Genomic DNA, 14,690 nt, shown 5'->3' with positions numbered 1-14,690 from the left:
CGGGCGGGCGCCTCACGCGTCGATCCCGGCGAGCCGCAGCACCGCCGCCAGCCCCCGGTGCGCCCCCGGCGCCGCACCCGCCGGCAGGACGTAGGAGCGCAGCCCCGCACCGGCCGCGCCGCCGTCCTTCGCCGGATGGTCGCCCACCATGAGCGTGGCGGCCGGCTCGACGCCGAGCTCCGCACAGGCGTGGCGGAACAACCGCGGATCCGGCTTCTCGGTGGCGTGTTCGTAGGAGTGCACCCAGGAGGAGAAGCGGGAGTCCAGGCCGTGGTGCGCGAACGTGGGGCGCAGGTCCCAGCCGACGTCGCTGACGACGCCCAGTGCCAGACCGTGCGCCGCCAGGCAGCGCAGCGTGGCCGCACCGTCGGCGTACGGCAGCCAGTTCGCGGGCGACCTGAGCTGTGCGTACAGGTCGTCGGCGACCGGCGCCAGTTCGGGAGCCGAGGAGTACCAGGTGGTGAAGGCGTGCCGGTGGGCCTCGGGCGAGACGTCGCGGGCACGCTGCGCCGCGACCACGACCGGGTCGGCGAGACCGGCCTCAAGTCCGTTGAGAATGCGCTCCATTGCCGCGTCGTCGACCGGCTGCGGGAGCACGTCCCGGATCCGGTCGGCGTACGGCCGGATCTGGAACAGCGTCCCGGAGAAGTCGAAGAGCACGGCGCGGACCGGGGGCTCCGCGGCGGTGCGCGAGGCGTCGGGCCGGACGCGCAGGGGGCCTTCCGGGCCGCAGACGGGAATGCGGTGCATGGGGACTTTTGTACCGCAGGTCCGCGTTCCCGTCAGGCGGTTCGCGGCGCTGCGTAGGGTGGACGGTTCGGGATCGGTTCGTTCGACGCGGGAAGAACCATGGGTGAGGGATGAACGACGTTCTGCACTACGACGAGGTGACGGCGGCGGTCGGCAGGATCGCGGGGCAGGTGCGGCCGCTGGTCGTCGCGCCGCTCGACCGGCCGGCGCCGGACGGCGGGTCGGTGTGGTGGGGGCTGGAGCACCTCCAGCACACCGGGTCGTTCAAGGCCCGTGGCGCCCAGAACTTCCTGCTGGCCCACCGGGCGGCCGGCACGCTGCCGGCCGCCGGCGTCACCATCGCCTCCGGCGGAAACGCGGGACTGGCCTGCGCCTGGGCCGCACGGCAACAGGGCGTGCCCGCCACCGTCTTCCTGCCGGAGACGGCACCGGAGGTGAAGGTCGCGAGACTGGGTGGGTACGGGGCCGAGGTGCGGTTGGTGGGCAGCGAGTACGCGGAGGCGCAGGCGGCCTGCCAGGAGTTCGTCGCCACGACCGGTGCGCTCGCCTCGCACGCCTACGACGACGTCCTGATCGCCGCCGGTGCCGGAACGGTGCTGGAGGAGTTCCGGGCCCGGGTGCCGGAGCTGGACACGATCGTCGTCGCGGTCGGCGGCGGCGGACTCTTCGCCGGCGTGGCGGCCGCCGCGCAGAAGCACGGCATCCACGTCCTCGCCGCCGAACCGGAGGAGTGCTGTGCCCTGACCGCCGCCGTGCGGGCCGGTCGGCCGGTCGACGTCACGGTCGATTCGGTGGCCGCCGACTCGCTGGGGGCCCGGCGCGCCTCCGCACGTGCCCTGCACGCCGCTCAGCAGGACGGCGTGCACTGCGTGACCGTGCCCGACTCCGCGATCGTCAGGGCCCGCCGCACGCTGTGGGCGGAGCACCGCATCGCGGTCGAGCACGCGGCGGCCACCGCGTTGGCGGCCTGGGACGCCTGGCAGCACCGCCCCGACGACGACCGCCGGGAGCGGGGCGGCGGGGCGACCGGCATCGTGCTGTGCGGCGCCAACACCGACGTCCGGACGTTGGTCGACTGACGGCCCGCGGGGTCGCCGGTCGTCCGCCGGCTCAGCGGTCGACCGTGATCTCGACGTGGACCGGGGGCGCGCCGGCCGCCGTGACGGCGAAGCTCGCCGTGCCGGCCGCGTCACCGGCGACGAGCGGAGGGGTCTCGGCGTACCCCTGCGGATCGGTGAGCACGGTGACGGTCTCCTGCGCACCCTCGAAGAGCGCCTGCTGGCTCATGGTGTCCCAGGCGAACGTCACCGGCAGCTCCGTCACCGGCGTCCGGTCCTCGCTGTCCACCACCCGGGCTTTCAGCGGGTGGGCGAAGGTGCCGTGGTGAACGGCGTGCTGCCCGGTCCCACCGGCCGGCAGGATCATGTACGTCCGACGGTGCACCTCTTCCCCCTTCATACCGTCCGTCTCCTGACCTGACCGCGCACTCCGCGCGGTTTCGACGACGCTCCGGAACATCGGCCAAAGCCGCTCCGGAGCCTGCTCGGGCGCGCTCGTACGTGACGGGCGTGGCGGGCGTGACGGCCGCGCCCGTCGCTACCAGTAGTGCCGGCGCCCGCCGACCGCGTGTCCCAACGTGCCCAGGAGCCACAGCACCGCCCCGATGACGAGCAGGATGATGCCGATCGTCCACAGGATGGAAATGCCGGTCAGGAAGCCGATGATGAGCAAGATGATGCCGAGAACGACCACGACGTGCTCCGATCTCGTGGAAATGTTCCCTTTCACTGTGTGCCTCGGCCGGAGCAACGGCAACTTCTCCGGCGGGTGCCGGGAACGGACGGAAATCACCAGGTCACGGGCGCTGTCGGCGGGCCCGGCCGGGCCAGCTCGCGCGCGACTTCGGCCGCGCCGCGCGGTACGCTCCGCGGCCCGGCGGCGCGCCGCCCCGCGGGCGCGCCGACCGCGGACCCAGCCCGGCCGGGTGCCTTCGGGGGAATACCGGCCGGTCGCGTTCGGTGCCCGTTGCCCGCGGTTACCGGTCACTCCGGAGCCCGTGGCAGGAGGGCTCCCGAGGAGGTCCGTGGGCGGGAGGAGGTGGCGGCTCGAAGTGCCGAACGGAGCCCGCCGAGCCCGCCCGAGCCGCCGTCCGCGGGATGCCGCGACCACGGCGCGACGGGCCGTCCCGCACCGGAGACGGCCGCCGACCGGGCGGCCGGCCGACGGGACCCTGGGCCCGCGACTGCGCGAGGCCGTCGTCGTGCCCAGGCCGCTGCGGGTGGCCGCCGCCTACGGGTGGCGGCTGCTCGTCGTGGGTGCCGCGATCTACGTGGTGTTCATGGCGTTGGGACGGTTCCACCTGGTCACCCTGGCGGTGTTCCTGGGCCTGGTGCTGACGGCGCTCCTGGAACCCCTGACCGATCTGCTGGACCGCTGGCTGTCGCGCGCCGCGGCCGTCACCGCCGGACTGCTGTTCGGCATCGTGCTCGTACTGGGCGTGCTCAGCCTGATCGGCGCCAACGTGGCCGACGAGTGGCCCGGCCTGCGGCAGGTGTTCACCGGCGGCGTGGCGCGGATCGAGCGGTGGCTCGAAGGCCCGCCCTTCCACCTCCAGCACGGTTCCCTCGCCCACTTCCAGGAGTGGGTCTCGCACTTCGTGTCCACCAACCGCGCCAACCTGATCAACACCGCGGTCAGCGGCGTGAGCCGCCTGGCGGAGGTCCTGACGGTCGGTGCGCTGGCCCTGTTCTGCTCGATCTTCTTCCTGCACTCCGGCGGCCCGATGTGGCGGTGGTTCGGCGGCCAGCTGCCGGAGCGCGGACGCGGCACCGTGCGCACGGCCGGGACCGCGGCGTGGACGACCTTCACCGGCTACACCCGCGGCATCGTGCTGATCGCCGCGACCAACGCCGTCCTCGTCGGCTGCGCCCTCTTCCTGCTGGGCGTGCCCCTGGTCCTGCCCCTGGCGGTGCTGGAGTTCTTCGCCGCGTTCGTGCCGCTCATCGGCTCGCCGGTCGCCCTGGCCGTGGCGGCGGTGGTGGCCCTGGCCGCCAAGGGCCCGGTGGTGGCCCTCGCCGTCGTCCTGCTCATCGTCGTCATCGGGCAGCTCGAAGGACACGTCCTGCACCCCCTGGTGATGAGCCGCGCGGTCAGCCTGCACCCGGTCGTGGTGGCCCTGGCCGTGGTCTGCGGCGGCGTCACGGCGGGCGTGCTCGGGGCGGTGGTCGCGGTCCCGCTGGTGTCGGTGGTGTGGTCGGTGTACGGGACCCTGCGCCGCCAGCCCGTGAGTTCCGCACCCCGCGCCGGCCCCTGACCGCCCCGCCGGCCCCTACGCTTTCCACCATGGACCCCGACCCGGACCGACAGGCGTTGACGCACGCGGTGCGCGCCGTCCTGGAGCGTGACTGTCCCGGCTCACGGACGCTGCTGCTGGGCTCGCTGGCGGCGGGCACCGCGGACCGTTTCAGCGACATCGACGTCGAATGGGTGGTACCGGACGAGGCGTTCGCGGCGTGCCTGGCGCGGGTGGCGGAGGTGCTGGGGCGGGTGCGGCCGGTCGTGGCGGTGCGGTGCGATCCCGACTACCGGCACTCCGACCGGCGCCGACTGCTGTTCGTCCGCTTCGCCGAGCTGCCGTTGTTCTGGCGGCTCGACCTGTCCGTACGGGCCGAGTCCGTCGCGGACGACCCGGACTACGACCGGCACAACCCGCGGGCGCGCGCCCGCGACGACGCCTGGTCACGGCCGGCCAGCGCCCTGGCCAACGCGGTCGGCGCGGTCAAGGCACTGGCCAGGCATCGCCCGGAGGACGCCCGCGGCCTGCTCGACCGCGGTTTCGCCCGCATCGGCGAACCGCCCCCCGCGGGGGAGGCCGGCGCCCGTGATGGGGAGGGGGAGCCGGCCGCGGGGTGGGCCGCGGAGATCGCACGCCTCGCGCGGGCCGCGGCACGCCAGGAGCCGGAGCTGGGACCACTGGCCGCACAGGCCGTCGAGCTGGCGACCCGCTACGTTCCCACCCGCCGCGCCGGGGGGCCGGAGGGCGGCTGAGCCGGTCGGGCACCACGGCCGGTCGGAGAAGCCCCGCACGGCGCAGCGCGGTGCGCCGGGGTGTCCGACGGGGCGACCGCGGTCAGCGCGGCCACTTCTCCGGCGTGCTGCTGGTCGTCACCCGACACACGGCGGGGCGGCCGGGGCCGGGGGACTTCCCCTCGGCGACGACGCGGATGCCGTCGAGCAGGATCCGGCACGTCGCGACCGCGTCCCCTTCCGGCTGCACCTCCACCTGGGCCGGCTCCCCGGCGTCGACCAGCACGTTTCTGCTCCATGGGAGTGGTGTGCGGCCGAGCCGTTTGACGAGGTGGGCCGGTTCGAAGCGGTCCGGGTTGAACCGGTAGCGGACGGCGGCGGCGTGGCCCTGCCCGCCCACGACACCTGCCTGGTAGGTCAGCGACCAGGCGTTGCCGCCCCGCATCCGTTTGAACCACACGGTGTGGTCCTTGATCCACAGCCCGCCACCGATCACGAGACAGGCCATGACGAGCCCGCCCAGTGTGAGGGACACGGTGCCGAGGGAACGGCGACGAACGTGCGGGGACATGTACTCCCGGTTTTCTCTCGGGCGCGGTGCGGGCCGGCGGCTACGGGGGAGGGGCCGTGGACTGGGAGACGGACTGGGGATGGGGGTTGCCGAGGGTTGCGGTACGTAAGACGCGCTCGATGACCATATGGTTCAGCCCCACGACGCGCCCGCCCGGTGCCACGGCCCGGGGCCGCACTGTGGCGAGGGCAAGGGCAGGCGGTGCGCCCCAGGGGACGGCCTGCTCGATGCGTCGGGGCGCAGGCGTAGCGGCCGGGCCCGCGCAGCCTCACCTCCGGGATCTCAGCACGTCGACCTCACAGCCCGGCGCGAACGGGTCGAATCCGTGCTCGATCAGCCAGCGAACTGCCAGCAGGCTTCGCAACGACCACCATGCGTGGATCACGTCGATGTCGATGTCGGCGCCGTAGCCGGCGAGGACGTCGTCGAGGTGCTCCTCGTGTCCGAGCGTGAAGGTGGCGAGGTCGTACAGGGCGTCACCCCGGCCCGCCTCGGAGCAGTCGATGATGCCCGTGACCTCGTCGCCGTCGACGAAGACGTGCGCGATCTGCAGGTCGCCGTGTGTGAACGCCGCAGTCCACGGCCGGAGTGCGGCCTCGGCGACCTGGCGGTTGTGGGTGACCAGGTCAGCGGGCAGGAGGCCGTGCGTCACGAGCAACTCGCACTCGTCGTCGAGTTCCGCCGCCAGCGCGACGATGCTCCGGCCGGCTCGGCCGGGCCGGGGCGGCAGCGGCGCGTCGTGCAGCTTCCGGATGGCGGCGCCCGCCGCGGCCCACGCCGCCGACGACCCGGTCGACGGCCCGCCGAGGCGCCCAAGCGTCGTCCCCGGGAGTGCGGCGATGGCGAGCACGGGCGGCTTGCGCCACAGGATCTCCGGGGTCGGGACCGGCGCGAGGGACATCGCCTCGACCTCGACGTCGATGCGCGCCTGATCGGCGTCCACCTTCAGGAACACGTCGCCGACGCGCAGGGTCGCGCGCTCGGAATGGGCGACAACGACTGTGACCTCGTCCATGGGCGACCAGTATCCCGGGGATGATCGCCGATGTCGCCGGGTTTGTCGCATGCGCTGACGCGGCTGACCGCGTCCCGATACCCGACGGCCCCGCGCGCGACACCGACCTCCGACTAGGTCAAGTCCGCCACGTTTGTGCGGAGTTCTTGGCCTTCGACCGTTGGCCCCGCCACCGAGCCGCGCGCCAGCAGCCACCGACCGGTCACGCCCGCCACCAGCAGCCCGCCGACCATGCCGAGCAGCGCCGGTCCACCGCCGGAACCCCAGTGCACCCGGGTGGCATGGACGGCCAGTTCGACGGTGACCGCGAGTGCGACGCCGGGTAGGGCCAGCAGCGCCGGGCGGGTCCGGTCGAGGTCGTCTTCGGCCAGGGAGCCCAGCACGCCGATGCCGAGTGCGAGGGCCCAGACACCGAGTGCCTGGGCATCGGCCCGGCCGACCGTCCAGGGGACGAAGTCGGCCCAGAAGCCGGGCAGCGCGAGCAGCCCCGCCCCGATGCCGAACCAGGCCGAACCCAGGACGGCCAGCACGGGCTTGGACCAGCCGGGAAGCGGCACGCCCCGCTCCCCCCTCGGCCGGGCCGGCTTGAGGTACTGCCGGAGCAGGCAGAGCAGCGCGCTGAGGCCGAGCAGTCCCAACACGGCCACCCAACCCAGGCTGAACAGGACGAGGAAGAGCGGGCCGCCGCGCACCGCCTGGAGCTCACCGCCATTGCGCACGCTGACCGCGAAGAGCCCGACGAGGACCACGGCGAGGGGGAGGAGCAGCGTCCTGACCTCCTCCCAGGCACGTGCCCGGCCGACGGCGAACAGGCCGGGCGTGACGCCCAGCATGGCCGCCCCGATCAGTCCGGGGCTGAGGGACTCGGGCGATCGCCAGGCACCGAAGGTGTGCCCGGTGAGGTTGACGACGGCGAGCAGGGCCCCGGTGAGGGCACTGACCACGCCCACGATCGACGCCAACATCGCGGTGCCGACCGTGAGTTCGCGTCCACCGGTGGGATGCTCCACCGGCGCGCCCGCCGCGGGTGGGCGGACGGCCGGCTCCTCCGGGGGCGTCGAGGCGTCCGTTGGCTCGGTCATGCGTGCTCCGTTTCCCTGGTGTCGTCGCCGCACCGTTTCCCTGCTGCCGTCTCCGCACCGCCGGCCGGCCCCCTGCGCGGGCGTCCCACGGGCGCGATGCCGTTCGGACGGTTCGGGCGGTTCGGTCGGGCGCATTGGTCGGCCGGCTCAGGCCACCGGGGACGGATCCCGGTCCGCCTGGGGGGAGACGGCCGGTCGTTCCCGCTTGCGCACCTCGCGGGCGAACATGACCCGCAGACTGACCACGGCGGTCGCCGCGAACGCCAACATCCCGCACCCGATGGCGATCCCGGCGGCCAGTGCCGTGTGCCGGTCCAGCCCCACGTAGCGTGCGAAGAGCAGGCCCGCGGTGGCCGAGAAGAGGGGGGCCAGGCACAATGCGACCAGGTGCAGCCGCCACTCCTCACGCGCCCAACTCCTGCCGTCCCGGTCCGCCCGCCGCTGGCGGACGACCATGACGAGATACGCCGCGAGGAGCGGGACCAGATAGGCGGCGAGCAGGCGGTGTCCGGCGGCGCCCCACCCCGCGCTCGACGCGACGATCCGGACGAGCCCGGCCGCGCCGACCACATGGGCCGCGACGAGCACCGGCGTCGGCACCCACGTGCCGCGTACCCCGGGCACGGCGTCCCGCTTGTCCATCGCGCGCGAGGCGAGCAGCGACCCGAAGACCACGACCGACCCGAGGTGCATGATCGCGACGCGGTTGACGTCCTCCATGGAGAGCCCGGGCAGCAGCACCGGGAGCGCGCCCCACTCAAGGCGCAGCAGCGGCGCGGTCATCAGGTAGCCGTAGCACAGCAGCATCCACCGCTGGTGCAGGTCGGGCAGGCCGCCGACGGCGGCGAGGATGCCGAACGTGACGCTCAGGACGGTGCCGACGAGGATCGTGGCGAGCACGATCCAGAACGCCGGACCGCTGAACGCCTCGCCCGGTGCGGTCCGCGCCAGGTAGACCGCGGCGCCCGCCATCGAGGCGTACACCGTCAGTGCGAAGACCACGCCCAGGGCGCGGTGCAGCCGGATGCGCCGCCGGATCGCCGAGAGCAGCTGCACGGGGCCGAGCAGCATCAGCAGGCCGCCCAACACCGAGTGGAGGATCATCGCGGCCAGGCTGTGACCGTACGGACCGATCCGGGTGGCCAGGGCGTCGGCGACGTACTGCGGCGACACCGCCCGGCCCAGCAGCCACGTGCCGAGGCCGGGTGCGCCCCGCTGCGCGTAGGGCCACAGTTCGGTCATCGCGATCGGTGCGTATCCCACGCAGACGACGACCACGGCGATGGTGGCCGTGCGGCGCCAAGTGGCCCCCCGCGGACGGTTCATGGCGACTCCCTGGATCTCACCTGGTGGGGGGCGGCCCTGCCCCTGACTGGCCCGGCGGCCGATGATGGTCCTTACTGGATGGTCCCAAATGGACTGTCGTGAAGGTAGGGGGGATCGGTGCCGCGGTCAATGGGGGACGCGGTCCTTCTTTACGCGCCGGTAGGACACTTGTGGCGTCGCGGGCGAAACGGGAGGTGCGGAGCGCCGTCGGAGCCGACGCTACTGGCCTTCGGCGTCCAGGAGTTCGGCGTCCCGGCGGTGCGGAGCGTCGGTGCCCCCGCGGGCCCCGGCGTCGCTGTCGCGGTCGGCGTCCCCCTCGCCCCGCTGCTCCACCCAGTGCCAGAAGTCGATCATCATCCGCTCGTAGCGGATGCCGAACTCCAGTGCCTCGCGCTGCCCGCGCGTGAGCAACTCCCCGATGCTCGCGGACATTTCCTCGTAGTCCGCGAGCGTGCCGCGGTGGGCGTCGAGCTGCACGGGGGAGTGGACCTCCGGTCGGCCGCCGAACCACAACTTGAGGATGCCCCGCTCCCGCGCCTCGACGGGGACGAAGGTCGAGTCGGCGAGCCACTCCGTCAGGGCCGCCTCGCCCGCCGCGGTCAGCTTCAGCAGCCGCCGGTTGCGTCCACCCGCCTGTCGGGACTCCGACAGCAAGCCCGCCGCGACGAGCCGGTCGCACTGCGCGTAGACCTGCGCGTGCGGCATCGACCAGAAGGGGGCCACCGTGCGGGCGGCCTCGACCTTGACGTCGTACGGGCTGGCCTCGCCCAACTGGTGGACGAAGCCGAGCACGAGGAACGACGGCGTGGTCAGGCGGGGATCAGCCCTGGGGGAATCAGCCATGCCGTGACCGTATCGCGGTGCCGCGTCCGGGTGGGGCGCGCTCAGGGGCGGCCCGGGCGCCGCCACCTCACCCAGGTGCCGGCCTTCGCCCCGGTTGCCGGGTGCGGCGCCCGCCGCGGTCGGCTGTTGTGCCAGACCGCCGCGACCACCAGGGCGCAGCCGGCGGCCTGGGTCAGGGTCGGGCGTTCCCCGATCGCCATGCCGAGGCCGAAGGCCATCACCGGTTGGAGCAGCAGCAGCGCGGCACCGACGTTCGGCGCCAGTCCGGGCAGCGCGGAGGTGATCAACAGCCAGGCCAGGACCTGCCCGACGAGGGCCAGGGTGACCAGCCAACCCCATGCCGGCCAACCGGGGTTGAGGGTGATCCCCGTCCACAGTCCGCCCATCAGCGCCGCCGTCCCGGCGGCCGCCGCGGTCGAGACGCACACGGGCAGGAGGGTGTGTTCCCGCCCACCGCCCAGGCGCATCAGGAAGAGGTAGCCCGCGTACGCCACCCCCGCCGCCGTTCCGAACGCCACTCCGGCGACCGGGTCGCTGCCGGCCTGCGGGTGTCCGATCGCCCCGCTCGCCAGCGCCACCCCGGCCAGCATCAGCGGGGCCATCAGCACGAACCGCCCCGACAGCCTGGTCCCCGACACCAGTCGGGCCAGCAGGGGGAAGACCACCACCTGGACGTTGAGCAGCACGGTGGCGACCGAGGCGCCGACGGTGAGCACGCTGGCCGCCCAGAACACCATGTCCACGCCGAGCAGTACCCCGGCGCCGAGGTCCATCAACTGGTGGCGCAGCGACCGCGGACCGATCCGCCGCACCTCCCGCCAGGCGAGCGGAACCAGGACGAACAGCGCCAGTGCGCAGCGCAGGAAGGCCCCCGTACCGGCGTTGGTCCCGGAGAGCTTCATGAACACGGCCGACGCGGAGATGCACGCCGACCCCGCGACGACGAGCGCCACGGGACTCCCGCCCCGGCCGCCCCCGACGGCCGCACCGCCCGCGCCCACCTGATCGTCGCCCCCGACGCGCGCCGACACCCCTCCCGGAACCGACACCGACGTCGCCGCGGACACCTCGTCTCCACTCGTCATGACATCCACTGTGCCGTCCCGAACCATAAACAAAAAGCAATGATTCAAGCCCAATAATCGGTAGCATCCGTACCGTGTTCAGCATTGACCGGCTCCGGGCGCTCGCCGCCGTCGCCGCGCACGGATCGATCGCCCAGGCCGCTCGCACCCTGCATCTGACGCCCTCCGGCGTCTCCCAGCAGCTGGCCAAACTCGAACGCGAGGCAGGCCACCCGCTCCTCCAGCCGCACGGCCGCAGCGTCCGGCTGACCCACGCCGGCCGTGTCCTGGCCGCCCACGCCGACCGCCTGATCGCCCAACTCGCCGCCGCGCAAGCAGACTTGGCAGACCTCGACGACGAGGTGCTGGGGCCCCTGCGGATCGGCGGGGTGGGCAGCGCGGTGCGCGCCCTGTTGCCCGACGCGCTCGCCGCCCTGGCGGCCGCGCACCCCCGCCTCGTCCCCACGGTCGTCGACGGCGAGGCCGTCGAACTCCTGCCCCGCCTGGTCGACGGCGGCCTCGACCTGCTCCTGGTCGAGAGCTGGGCGCCCCGCCCGCTCGCCGTCCCCGAAGGCGTCGCGCTGCGCACCCTCGTCACCGAGGAGGTCTACGTCGCCCTGTCCGTGCGCCATCCGCTCGCCGACCGCGCCGTGCTCGACCTCACCGCCCGGGCCGACCTCGACGGGCTCGCCGCGACCGCCTGGGCGTGCTGCCCGCCAGGCACCGAAGCGTACGAGGCTCTCGTCCAGGCGCTCCGCACCCGCGGCATCGAACCCGACGTCCGCTACGTCCTCGCCGATCACCTCACACAACTCACCCTGGTGGCAGGCAATCTGACGGCCTGTCTTGTGCCTGCGACGTCCCGCCGACCGGCCCCGCCCGGCGTCCGGTTCCTCCCCGTGCGGCCGGCCCTCCGCCGCGACGTCCGCGTTGCCTGGCCCACCCGTGCGGAGAGCCCGCCGGTCCGCGCCTGCCTGGCCGCCCTCGCCGCCGTGCCGGGGACGACGCACGGCGAGGGCGGCACGGAGTAGCCGGCCGCAGGGCCGGCCGGGTCACGCCGGGACCGTCGCCGCCCAGTCGATCCGGTGGAAGTGCAGCGCCCGGAACATCTCCTCGGGCGCCGGGAACGCCGGCACGGGCGCCGCGCTCTTGCCCGCCTTGACCTCGTTGACGGCCGCGGCGCTCTGCCCGATCGCCTCCGCCCTCGGACGCCGCAGCGCCTCGTAGGCGGCGAACGCCTCGCCGTACGTGGGCCGGTCGCGCAGGCAACGGGCCAGTTCGACGGCGCTTTCGATGGCGAGCGAGGCGCCCTGTCCGGAGCTGGAGGACGGCGCGTGCACCGCATCGCCCACCAGCACCATCCGCCCGCGGTGCCAGTGCGGCACGGACGGCATGCGCTCCATCCGGCCGACCACCATCAGCGCTTCGGGGGCGGTGTGCCGCAGGAGCCGTTCGCCCGGGACGTGGCCGGCGTACAGGGCGCGGAGCCGGTCCAACCATTCGGCGGCGGGCACCCGCGCCAACTCCTCCTGGCTCGGCGGGTTGTCCGTGGGCAGCCCCGCGAACCAGATCAGCCGCCCGTCCGGGCCCCGCCAGTACCCCATGAAGGCCCGGCCGAACGCGAAGTACATGGTGCCCGGGGCGACCTCGACGTCGGCCTCGATGCCGCTGTCCGCCGCCGCGAAGCCGCCGAAGCTCAGTAGCCCGCCGTACTCCGGTGCGGGCGCCGCGGGGTCGATCAGCGTACGGACGGTGGAGCGGATGCCGTCGGCGCCGATCAGCAGGTCGGCGGTCGCGGTGGTCCCGTCGGCGAAGCGGGCGGTGATGCCGTCGGCCGTCTCCTCCGCGCCGACCAGCCGCTTGCCGTACGCGAACCGGACGCCCTCGGCGACCGCGTGGTCGGTCAGCGCCCGGAACAGCCGGTCGCGCGGCATGGTCATCGTGGCGGGCAGTTCGGGGAAGCCGTCGAAGCGGGTGAGCTGACGGCCGGCGCCGTCCGCCATCACCACCCCGGGCACCGGCTGCCCCGCCGCCCGCACCGCCGCGTCGGCGCCCACCGCCGCCAGCGCCGCCAGCCCGTTGGGCGCCAGGCCCAGCCAGGCCCCGATGCCGTCGGCGGCGGTCGGGTACGCCTCGTGGACCGTCGCCGTGATGCCCGCCTTGCGCAGTGCGAGGGCCACGACCGGGCCCGCCACCCCGCCCCCGATGACGAGTGCCGTCCGGATGCCCCCGCCGTGACCGACGCGGTCGCCGTTGTCGCGCAAAACCCCTCCCACAGGATGTGCCTGGATCTGACTCATGGACCACATAGTTGCAAAACAACTAGTGTCAGTGCAACTAGTTCGCGTGATGACTACGATGACCTGCATGACCGCCCCCGTGAAGAGCTCCCCGCTCGGCCTGACCGTGCTGGTGCTGCTGCACCACCGCCCGCTGCACCCGTACGGCATCCAGCAACTGCTCAAGCAGTGGGGCAAGGAACAGGTGGTCAACGTCGGACAGCGGGCCGGCCTGTACCGCACCATCGAGCGGCTGCAGGGCGGGGGACTGATCGCCGTCCGGCACACCGAGCGGGACCAGCAGTACCCCGAGCGGACCGTCTACGAGGTCACCGACGTGGGCCGGGCGACCACCCGCGAGTGGCTGGAGCAGATGCTGGCGGTGCCCAAGGCGGAGTTCCCGGTGTTCCCGGCGGCGCTGTCCAGCGCGCTGCTGCTCGCTCCCGACGAGGTGGCGCCGATCCTGGAACGGCGGCTGACCCGGATCACCGCCCAGCGCACCGCCCTGGAGCGCCAGACCGCCGACGTCCCGGCCGGCCTCCCGCGCATCACGCTGATCGAGAACGAGTACCTGCTCGCCGTCCTCGGCGCCGAGGAACGCTGGCTGCGCGGGGTGGTCGACGACCTGCGCGACGGCAGCCTGACCTGGTCCCGCGAACTCCTCGCGGCGTTCGACGAGACCTCGGGACCGGGCGCGGACACCGCCGAACGGAGCTGAGCCCCGACCCGGCGCACTGGCCGAGCGGAACGCCGGCGTCCTGGGCCGGCGGTCCTCAGAAGGCGGCGGCCACCAGGCGCATGTAGCGCGACCAGTCCCACAGCGGCCCGGGATCGGTGTGGTCGGCGCCGGGCACCTCGTGGTGGCCGATGATGTGCCGGCGGTCGACGGGGATGCCGTAGCGGTGGCAGATCGCGGCGGTCAGGGCCGCGGACCGGGTGTAGAGCGCATCGGTGAACCAACGGGGCTCGTCGACCCTCCCCTCGTGCTCCACGCCGATGCTGCGCCAGTTGTACCGGGCGTTCCCGGCGTGCCAGGCCACGTCGTGCTCGCGCACGCACTGGGCGACGTGGCCGTCCTGGGAACGCACCGTGTAGTGCGCGGAGGCACGGTAACCGGGCCGGCCGAAGAGCATCAGGGTGTCCGGGAAGGTCTCCTGCGTGACGTGCACGATCACCAACTGCACCGGGTGACTGCTCGGCCGGTTGGCGGGCGTGTAGTTGGTGATGTCGGCGGGGACCCACTGCGCTCCGGGATAGCCGGGCGGCTCGCTGCCGGTGTCCGGGTTCGGGGCGCCGGAGTCGGCACAGGCCGTGGTCGCCGCCAGCGCCGCCACCCCGGCCACGAGGCGCCGACGGGTGAACGCCCGCTCGTCGCCGGTCATCGCGGACCGGACCCACGGGCAACGGAGCGGCACGGACGCATCGTGGGAAGCTCCCTCGGACCTCGACGTCTGACGGGCGGTCCGACGCATCCGCACACCTGCGACGCACGCGGAACGCCGGAGCGCCCACCGGCAAATTACCCGCGACCTGCGCTGCGTCCCGACTTCGACACGGCTCACCGTCGGCCGGGGACCGCGGCGCCCGGGGGCGGTGGCCCGCCGACCGCCGGGCCTGACTCCGCGGTCCGCGACGGGGGTGTCAGAGGGGGAGCACCACGCGCATGTCCAGGCCGCCGCCCTCGCGGGGTTCGGCGGTGATGGTGCCGTCGTGGGCGCGGACCACGGAGCGGAC

The 14,690-nt window shown here is 73.8% G+C and carries 16 protein-coding genes; 5 read left to right on the top strand and 11 right to left on the bottom strand.

The window, feature by feature from the left end; all coding sequences use genetic code 11:
• Nucleotides 1-12: 12 nt before the first annotated feature.
• The gene (locus tag ACJ6WD_RS37110) at nt 13-750 is read right to left on the bottom strand and encodes an HAD family hydrolase (protein WP_407617444.1); all 738 of its coding nucleotides are present in this window, start codon (nt 748-750) and stop codon (nt 13-15) included.
• A 110-nt stretch (nt 751-860) separates the two neighbouring features.
• Here ACJ6WD_RS37110 and ACJ6WD_RS37105 point away from each other — a divergent pair, with 110 nt between their 5' ends.
• Nucleotides 861-1,829 (top strand): serine/threonine dehydratase, encoded by a 969-nt coding sequence (locus tag ACJ6WD_RS37105; RefSeq protein WP_407617443.1) that lies wholly within the window; start codon nt 861-863, stop codon nt 1,827-1,829.
• A gap of 31 nt (nt 1,830-1,860) precedes the next feature.
• Here ACJ6WD_RS37105 and ACJ6WD_RS37100 read toward each other — a convergent pair whose 3' ends face one another.
• Complete coding sequence (locus ACJ6WD_RS37100) at nt 1,861-2,208, bottom strand: Ig domain-containing protein (RefSeq protein ID WP_233661226.1); 348 nt, start codon at nt 2,206-2,208, stop codon at nt 1,861-1,863.
• A gap of 138 nt (nt 2,209-2,346) precedes the next feature.
• A complete protein-coding gene (locus tag ACJ6WD_RS37095) occupies nt 2,347-2,502 on the bottom strand; it encodes a DUF6131 family protein (RefSeq protein ID WP_016573617.1) in 156 nt (51 codons plus the stop codon).
• 508 nt (nt 2,503-3,010) lie between these two features.
• On the opposite strand from ACJ6WD_RS37095, the gene ACJ6WD_RS37090 reads away from it, so the two are divergent.
• Nucleotides 3,011-4,063 carry an AI-2E family transporter gene (locus ACJ6WD_RS37090; RefSeq protein WP_407617442.1) on the top strand — a complete coding sequence of 351 codons (1,053 nt, stop codon included), beginning with the start codon at nt 3,011-3,013 and terminating at the stop codon, nt 4,061-4,063.
• Between the two features lie 29 nt (nt 4,064-4,092).
• Nucleotides 4,093-4,797 carry a hypothetical protein gene (locus ACJ6WD_RS37085; RefSeq protein WP_407617441.1) on the top strand — a complete coding sequence of 235 codons (705 nt, stop codon included), beginning with the start codon at nt 4,093-4,095 and terminating at the stop codon, nt 4,795-4,797.
• A gap of 82 nt (nt 4,798-4,879) precedes the next feature.
• Here the strand turns inward: ACJ6WD_RS37085 and ACJ6WD_RS37080 are convergent, their stop codons facing one another.
• From ACJ6WD_RS37080 to ACJ6WD_RS37055, 6 genes are all read right to left on the bottom strand, one after another.
• Entirely contained in the window at nt 4,880-5,311 is a 432-nt protein-coding gene (locus tag ACJ6WD_RS37080) for a hypothetical protein (protein WP_376441862.1), read from the bottom strand.
• Nucleotides 5,312-5,615: 304 nt separating this feature from the next.
• A complete protein-coding gene (locus tag ACJ6WD_RS37075) occupies nt 5,616-6,362 on the bottom strand; it encodes a phosphotransferase family protein (RefSeq protein WP_407617440.1) in 747 nt (248 codons plus the stop codon).
• Nucleotides 6,363-6,475: 113 nt separating this feature from the next.
• Nucleotides 6,476-7,444, bottom strand: coding sequence for a hypothetical protein (locus tag ACJ6WD_RS37070; RefSeq protein ID WP_376441859.1), 969 nt, complete (start codon nt 7,442-7,444; stop codon nt 6,476-6,478).
• 147 nt (nt 7,445-7,591) lie between these two features.
• The gene (locus ACJ6WD_RS37065; RefSeq protein WP_407617439.1) at nt 7,592-8,770 is read right to left on the bottom strand and encodes a DUF2306 domain-containing protein; all 1,179 of its coding nucleotides are present in this window, start codon (nt 8,768-8,770) and stop codon (nt 7,592-7,594) included.
• A gap of 219 nt (nt 8,771-8,989) precedes the next feature.
• A complete protein-coding gene (locus tag ACJ6WD_RS37060; protein ID WP_407617438.1) occupies nt 8,990-9,613 on the bottom strand; it encodes a PadR family transcriptional regulator in 624 nt (207 codons plus the stop codon).
• Nucleotides 9,614-9,654: 41 nt separating this feature from the next.
• Nucleotides 9,655-10,698 (bottom strand): DMT family transporter, encoded by a 1,044-nt coding sequence (locus ACJ6WD_RS37055; RefSeq protein ID WP_407617437.1) that lies wholly within the window; start codon nt 10,696-10,698, stop codon nt 9,655-9,657.
• A 74-nt stretch (nt 10,699-10,772) separates the two neighbouring features.
• On the opposite strand from ACJ6WD_RS37055, the gene ACJ6WD_RS37050 reads away from it, so the two are divergent.
• Complete coding sequence (locus ACJ6WD_RS37050; protein ID WP_233661235.1) at nt 10,773-11,708, top strand: LysR family transcriptional regulator; 936 nt, start codon at nt 10,773-10,775, stop codon at nt 11,706-11,708.
• A gap of 21 nt (nt 11,709-11,729) precedes the next feature.
• On the opposite strand, the gene ACJ6WD_RS37045 is transcribed toward ACJ6WD_RS37050, so the two are convergent.
• Nucleotides 11,730-12,977: an FAD-dependent monooxygenase gene (locus tag ACJ6WD_RS37045; protein ID WP_407617436.1), complete on the bottom strand. Its 1,248-nt coding sequence runs from the start codon at nt 12,975-12,977 to the stop codon at nt 11,730-11,732.
• Between the two features lie 67 nt (nt 12,978-13,044).
• On the opposite strand from ACJ6WD_RS37045, the gene ACJ6WD_RS37040 reads away from it, so the two are divergent.
• Nucleotides 13,045-13,674, top strand: coding sequence for a PadR family transcriptional regulator (locus tag ACJ6WD_RS37040; protein ID WP_407617435.1), 630 nt, complete (start codon nt 13,045-13,047; stop codon nt 13,672-13,674).
• Between the two features lie 55 nt (nt 13,675-13,729).
• Here the strand turns inward: ACJ6WD_RS37040 and ACJ6WD_RS37035 are convergent, their stop codons facing one another.
• Entirely contained in the window at nt 13,730-14,338 is a 609-nt protein-coding gene (locus ACJ6WD_RS37035; protein ID WP_376441925.1) for an N-acetylmuramoyl-L-alanine amidase, read from the bottom strand.
• Nucleotides 14,339-14,690: the final 352 nt, after the last annotated feature.

Source organism: Streptomyces sp. VTCC 41912 (assembly GCF_045799175.1).
Classification (GTDB): Bacteria; Actinomycetota; Actinomycetes; order Streptomycetales; family Streptomycetaceae; genus Streptomyces; species Streptomyces albulus_C.
This window is presented reverse-complemented; position numbering and strand designations above follow the sequence as displayed.